Origin of the sequence: Rhodococcus jostii NBRC 16295, from assembly GCF_001894825.1 — a bacterium.
Lineage (GTDB): Bacteria > Actinomycetota > Actinomycetes > Mycobacteriales > Mycobacteriaceae > Rhodococcus_F > Rhodococcus_F jostii.
Genome location: NZ_BCWY01000175.1, coordinates 1 through 5516, shown reverse-complemented (window position 1 = coordinate 5516; position 5516 = coordinate 1). Strand labels below are relative to the sequence as shown.

General features: G+C 66.3%; 5 protein-coding genes. 1 reads left to right on the top strand and 4 read right to left on the bottom strand.

Translation table 11 applies throughout. The features are described from left to right. Window positions 1-192: 192 nt before the first annotated feature. From RJ1_RS44160 to RJ1_RS44145, 4 genes are all read right to left on the bottom strand, one after another. The gene (locus RJ1_RS44160) at window positions 193-1368 is read right to left on the bottom strand and encodes an alpha/beta hydrolase (protein ID WP_240319616.1); all 1176 of its coding nucleotides are present in this window, start codon (window positions 1366-1368) and stop codon (window positions 193-195) included. A gap of 190 nt (window positions 1369-1558) precedes the next feature. Then, entirely contained in the window at window positions 1559-1900 is a 342-nt protein-coding gene (locus RJ1_RS44155) for a hypothetical protein (protein WP_240319629.1), read from the bottom strand. Between the two features lie 5 nt (window positions 1901-1905). Further along, the gene (locus RJ1_RS44150; RefSeq protein WP_255284969.1) at window positions 1906-2193 is read right to left on the bottom strand and encodes a hypothetical protein; all 288 of its coding nucleotides are present in this window, start codon (window positions 2191-2193) and stop codon (window positions 1906-1908) included. 42 nt (window positions 2194-2235) lie between these two features. Then, window positions 2236-4224: a cutinase family protein gene (locus RJ1_RS44145; protein ID WP_073370946.1), complete on the bottom strand. Its 1989-nt coding sequence runs from the start codon at window positions 4222-4224 to the stop codon at window positions 2236-2238. Window positions 4225-5198: 974 nt separating this feature from the next. Between RJ1_RS44145 and RJ1_RS44140 the strand changes: the two genes are divergently transcribed. After that, window positions 5199-5516: IS110 family transposase (locus RJ1_RS44140; RefSeq protein ID WP_143169608.1), on the top strand; the 318-nt coding region annotated here is incomplete at its 3' end.

Here is a 5516-nt window from a genome sequence, read left to right as displayed (position 1 = left end):
CCTAGGTGTCGAGAATAACGCCGGCAACACGGGTACTCGCCGGCCACCACTCCGCCATTGCGGGTCCTGGCGTCACCAGTCCCATTGACCGTGCATCACGTTGTGCCCAGGCTCCAGGTCATTTCACTCCATTCTCATTGCGTCAGTATCGAACCCGGGCAATAGACGTCCTCCTCCGCGCGGCGGGTGCGCTCAGCGCAGTACCCGGGCGGCGAAGTTCAGCGACCCGGGCATCGACGCGGTGAGGCTGTGGGCATGGTCCGTCGCGGAAAGCTCCTGATACTCGACGTCGACAGCGCTGGAATGCATTTCGGCGAGTTGTGCCCAGGTCAGTGGGATTGGGACCTTGGTGTCGGTGAGGCTGTGCACGACCCGGATTGGTCGGTCGAACCCGTCAGTGGGGACATGCTGCATCTGGTCGAGCACACCGCGTAGGTCCGGGGTGTCGAGTGGGGCGGTGAACAGTTCCGCGACGGTAACCGGGTGGGTGCGCAGATATTCGTTCAGGTCGTTGCTACAGGTTGCCTTGGCCTTTTCCATCAGGTCGATTCCGGTGGGGGTCAGATGTTGGCGGATGTCGAGGTCCGGGCGACCTTCGTCCAGTCCGGCGAGGGTGTAGAGGACGTAGTGGGCGATCCCGGCGACCGGCACGGCCGGGAAGTTCGGTCCGGCAAGCGGAAAGATCTGATCGAGGTGAGTGGGGGCGGCGACGGCAATCGCACCGCGGAAGTCGAGTTCGGGTGTGCGGGTGGTGGCCTGGTGGGCGGCGAAGTAGGTGGCGTGACCGCCTTGGGACAGGCCGGTGACGATCCACCGGTCGCTGAGTTGGTCACCGTAGAGTTGGTGGGCGGCGCGGACGATGTCCACGGCGTTGGCGCCGGCTGCCGGTCCGTCTGTGTACGCGTTGACTCCCTCGGTTCCGATCCCGGCGTAGTCGGTGGCCGCGACCGCGTATCCGGCGGCGAGCCACTGTTCGATGAATTCCCGTTCGACGTCACTGGATCCGGTGATCGACGGTGCACACTCGTCGTCGATTCCGACGTTGCCATGCGCGTAGGACACGACGGGCCATCCACCGGCAGGTGGTGCACCCTGTGGCAGGAACACCGATCCTGTGGACTCACCGGCTTCGGTCGCGGTACGCAACGTGGAATAGCGGATGACAGCGCTGGTATCCGCGGCACCGACGGGGAGAAACGCGGCGGTGGCAGCCTGCTCGGCGAGCAATGCGCCCGCCGGGTGGATGTCGTCGGGCAGGGCGGCGGCGGGTGCGGCAGTGAGAACTATCCCGCTTACGCATACCGCGACGGCCAGTACGGACCGTCGCCACAGACGTGTGCCTCTTGGTGAGCCCGTGAACATTGACATCGACGATCCCCTCCGATGAACTCGGTGCCCGTTCCCCGACGAACACGATGCGGATCGTACCGACCGAACAGATGACCACACCCACCAGTCCGGCACACGATGAGACGACGAGGTGCTGGATTGTCTCCACTCCTCATGCCATCCAGCCTCGACGCAGCACCGCGAGAAAGCTGCTCGAGGGTGCGCTCTCTCATGACTCGCCCCTGTCGAGGATGTCGAGCTGGACGCGGTTGCGGTGGCTGATTTCCCACCTGCCGGCTTCGAGGTCGTGAAGGAGGTCGCGGCACCGCCCATCGGTGCTCACGTCGCAGCTGTGCCCGATCACGTTGATCGGGCCGCGGATTCCGTTGCGCCAGTCGATGACCGTGTAGACGAAGTCACCTTTGGTGGCGAAGTCGCGTTGGCGGGTGCAGATGACGAAGTGCTCCGAGAGTGCGCGGACGGTGTAAGGGCGGCGGGGTTCGATGCCGAAGCGGATCCGGGCGCCGGGGTCGAGTGGAATCGGGGTGGTCGGTACCCCGGTGGCGTTCATCAGGGTCACCGCGCACCCCCGGCTGCGAACCTGCCTTCGGAGAATGCCGTCCGCTGATTGTCCGCGAGCGTGTCGCGGTCGATGGCGCCGCGGCCCAACCCTTCTGGCCGGAGCCCGACGTGGAAGCCGTCACTGTCCTGGTCTTGGTGTGGGCAGGGGTAGATCGACAGGCCCTGACGCTTTTCGTGATGGGTGCGTGCTGCGCGGGCATCCTTACGCGTGAAGTAGGTGCGTTTGCCGCAGTGCGGGCAGGTCACCCAACAGGAGGTGGGGCGATGTACTCGAGCGGCCAATTTTCCGGTGCTCCTCTTCGACTTCGGACGCGGTCGGGTTCGTCAGACGGCGCGGGCGATCTGCAGGTTCAGCCAATCCGAGACCCACTGGATGGCGTTGCGGCCGGCGTTGTCGACGACCAGGTCCTGGTAGCTCTGGTGCGCACCGGAGGCGAAGAAGCTGGCCGCGTTCAGGCCCTCGCCGACCACCGCGGCGAGATCCTCGGCTCCCTGCGACTGCGCCATCGTCGACACCGACCCGGCGAGTCCTGCGAGGTCGAGGGTCTGCGCCTGCGTGGTGATCGCGTTGCCCACGGGATTGGTCTGCTTGCCGAGCAGCGCGGGGTCGGTCTTGCTGGCTGTGCCGGTGAGCATGTTCGCGGCCACCGAGGCGAGTTCGAGTCCGAGTGGGATCAACGCCGTGGTCTGCGCGACAGCACCGACCGGGTCGGGTAGTACCCCGGGCGAGGGAAAGAGCTTGTCCGCGGCGGCCCACGCAATTTCCTGGGCTTGACCGGCGATGTTGGCCAGCTTGATCACGTCGACGTTGCCGAGAATGCTGGTGACCAGCGCCGCGATCTGGGTGTACCCGGACGGGTCCGGGATGATCGCGAGGATCTGGGAGACCCACTTCAAGTCGACACCGGCGACCATCTTCACCACCGGCGCGAACTGCACATTCAGCTCTCGAGCGGCATCGCGGGCGGCGCGGACATCGCCGGCGGCAATTCTTTGCGGGAGCACGATCAGGTTGTGCAGGATCTTCGGAATATCGAGGGCAGTGACGCCGGTGACGACGTTCAGTGCCTGGTCGACGACGACTTTCGGTTTGAGGACCGACAGCACGCTCGACGCGGAGGAGAGGGCATCCGCGGGGGTGGCGGCGACGGGCGCGATGTGGCTACCGAGTGATGCGGCGGTGCCCGCGAGTTGAGAGATTTCGGCAGCGGTGGCGGGCAGTGTGGTGGCGCCACTTTTGGCGAGTTTGGCTGCGGTGTTCGCGATCGTGGCCACCGAGTCGAGTGCACCAGTCAGGTCCGCGTGGCTGGCTGTGGTGAGGACCTGTGCGGCCGCGTTTTCCGGTGTGCCCACTGGAGCTGCGGCCAAGCGCGCGGTGGCGGCGGTGTTCGCGGCCCCGGACTGCAGCAGGTCGGCCAGTGGGCTGAGTGTCTTGCTCAGCGAGGTCGCGGTGTCGGCGATCTGGTTCACATCGATCGAGCCGCCGGTGTCGGTGCCGGACAGTTGCCTTCCGAGCGCGTCGACATTCGATCCGAGACCGGGCAGGTCGGCGCCACTGAAATCCGAGGTCAGCGCGGTGGCGACCGCCGCGTTACCTCCATCGGTACCGGCACCGGTGTTGCCGGGGGTCTTCGACAGGATCGACCCGAGCGATCCGAGGAACGGGTTGGCGCCCTTGCGGATCGAGCAGTACAGGTCTTTCGGATCGCAGATCGAGGCGACCCGCCCCGACAGCGTGCCCATGCCCTGCGACCGGGGACCGGCGATCCCCTCCCCCGACGTCGTCGGCCCCACCGTCGCGGCGCCCTTCGTACCGGCACCCGGGTCGGCGATCAGCGCCACACCGAGGATCTGATCCGCATCGACCGGACCCTGATCGTTTCCGATCGCCGACGCGAGATCGCCTGCAGCGTCTGCACCCTGGGAGTATCCGGTGATCGTGATCTTCGCGCCCCGACACTCGTCGACGTAGTTGCGCAACACGGCGGTGGCCTTGCTGACCGCGTCGGCCTTGCTGTCGGCGTAAGTGTGGCCGTTGTCGAACGCGCGCGCCATATACGGCAGCGAGTAAATCTGCGCGCGGGCACCGTTCTGCGCCTCGATCGCCGCCGCGACCGGGGCCAGCATGCCTACGGGCTGGTTCGGGTCGGCGTTCTCGTTGGTCTCCCACGTGCCGGGAATAAACAAGTTGAACGTCGACGCACAGTTGGCAGGGTTGGCATGGGCGATCACGGGCCCTGTGAGCAGCACAGTCCCGCACAGCACAGTGGTGGTGGTGACCGCCGCGAGCCCACGTCTCGCTGACCATGCCATGTGCGGACTCCTATCGCGCTGCAGCCTGTGCCTTCCGGCTGTCAGTCTCGGTCGCAGTCCGTCTACCAGCAACGACCCCCGCACGCGGTCGGGCGTGTCGGGGGAGCGCCGACGTTCTGACTTACGGCGGTTGGGCGCCCACATCCGCCCAGTGGAAGTCGACGAAACGTCGGGCGCCCGGCCGTCGTGGTCGACACGTCCCATAGATCGGCTGATCTGCCGCTGTGCCCGGTCGAAGCCATTGCGGAGTGTCGAGGGTGGCGTGCGACTCCCAGCACCGCAACGACGCGGGCGCTCGCGTCGTCAGGAGGCATGCCAAGTTCGCCGGCCTCGTCCTGAACGTGGTGTCGGAGTTCGCGACTGGCACGCGGCAGTCATGCCCAACCTCGGACCGTTGTGCACGGCCACGTCGCCTTTGACTCAGACCGCGCCCTCTCTACCGTCCGGCCGAAGGCCTGTCCGCTTCGAGGACTCCTACCCGGGCCTGGTCGAGTTTCTGGCTGGTCGACCCGTGCAGATGCTGGGTTTTCGCGAGCCCACTAACAGTTGAGCGAGATGCGGGCGATCAGCGCGGCGACGGCATCGACACCACCCTGACGGGCCGTATGCAGCGCGGCGTTGCGTCCACTCGGCAACGTCGGCATGCAAACTGTGGCCCTGTTGCACCCTGCGGCGAAACATGCGTCAGACGGGGGCTGCGTGCAAGCTGACCTCCTCCGACTTATGTTCGGAAGAGCGGTCCGTGGTCGGGTTAGCTGCCCGTAACGTGCCGTAGCAGACCGGAAGGTTTGACTCCTGATCTTCCTGTCACCCCATCCAACGGGGGTTGACTTTGCGGGGGTATGTCGCCCCTTCCGGTCTGCGTTCGCGGAGTGACTGGAGAGAGGCGTGACCCCAAGCTGCTGTGAGAGGTACTTGAAGTCGGACTGTCCTCCGCGGATCCCCCATCCCGGCAGAGAAGGGAACCGTCGTCCATGATCGTCATCGGTATCGATCCCCACAAGTCCACCCACACCGCCACCGCGGTCAACCCGGTCACCAACACCGATCTCGGCTCGATCCGCATCGACGCCACCCTCGCCGACTACAAGAAGCTGATCGCGTGGGCCAAGGCCTGGCCCACGCGCGAGTGGGCGGTCGAGAACGCCGAGGGGCTCGGCCATCACCTGGCACAGTGGCTGCTGGTTCTCGGGGAGATCGTGCTCGACGTTCCGGCCACCGCCACCGCCCGGGTCCGGCAACTCTCCCGCGGCGGGCGGCGCAAGAACGACCGCATCGACGCCGCCGCGGCC

What these genes read in the sequence shown, in the direction of transcription:
- RJ1_RS44155 (WP_240319629.1), bottom strand. Translation starts at nt 1,900, where the DNA reads ATGAACGCCACCGGGGTACCGACCACCCCGATTCCACTCGACCCCGGC.
- RJ1_RS44145 (WP_073370946.1), bottom strand. Translation starts at nt 4,224, where the DNA reads ATGGCATGGTCAGCGAGACGTGGGCTCGCGGCGGTCACCACCACCACT.
- RJ1_RS44160 (WP_240319616.1), bottom strand. Translation starts at nt 1,368, where the DNA reads ATGTCAATGTTCACGGGCTCACCAAGAGGCACACGTCTGTGGCGACGG.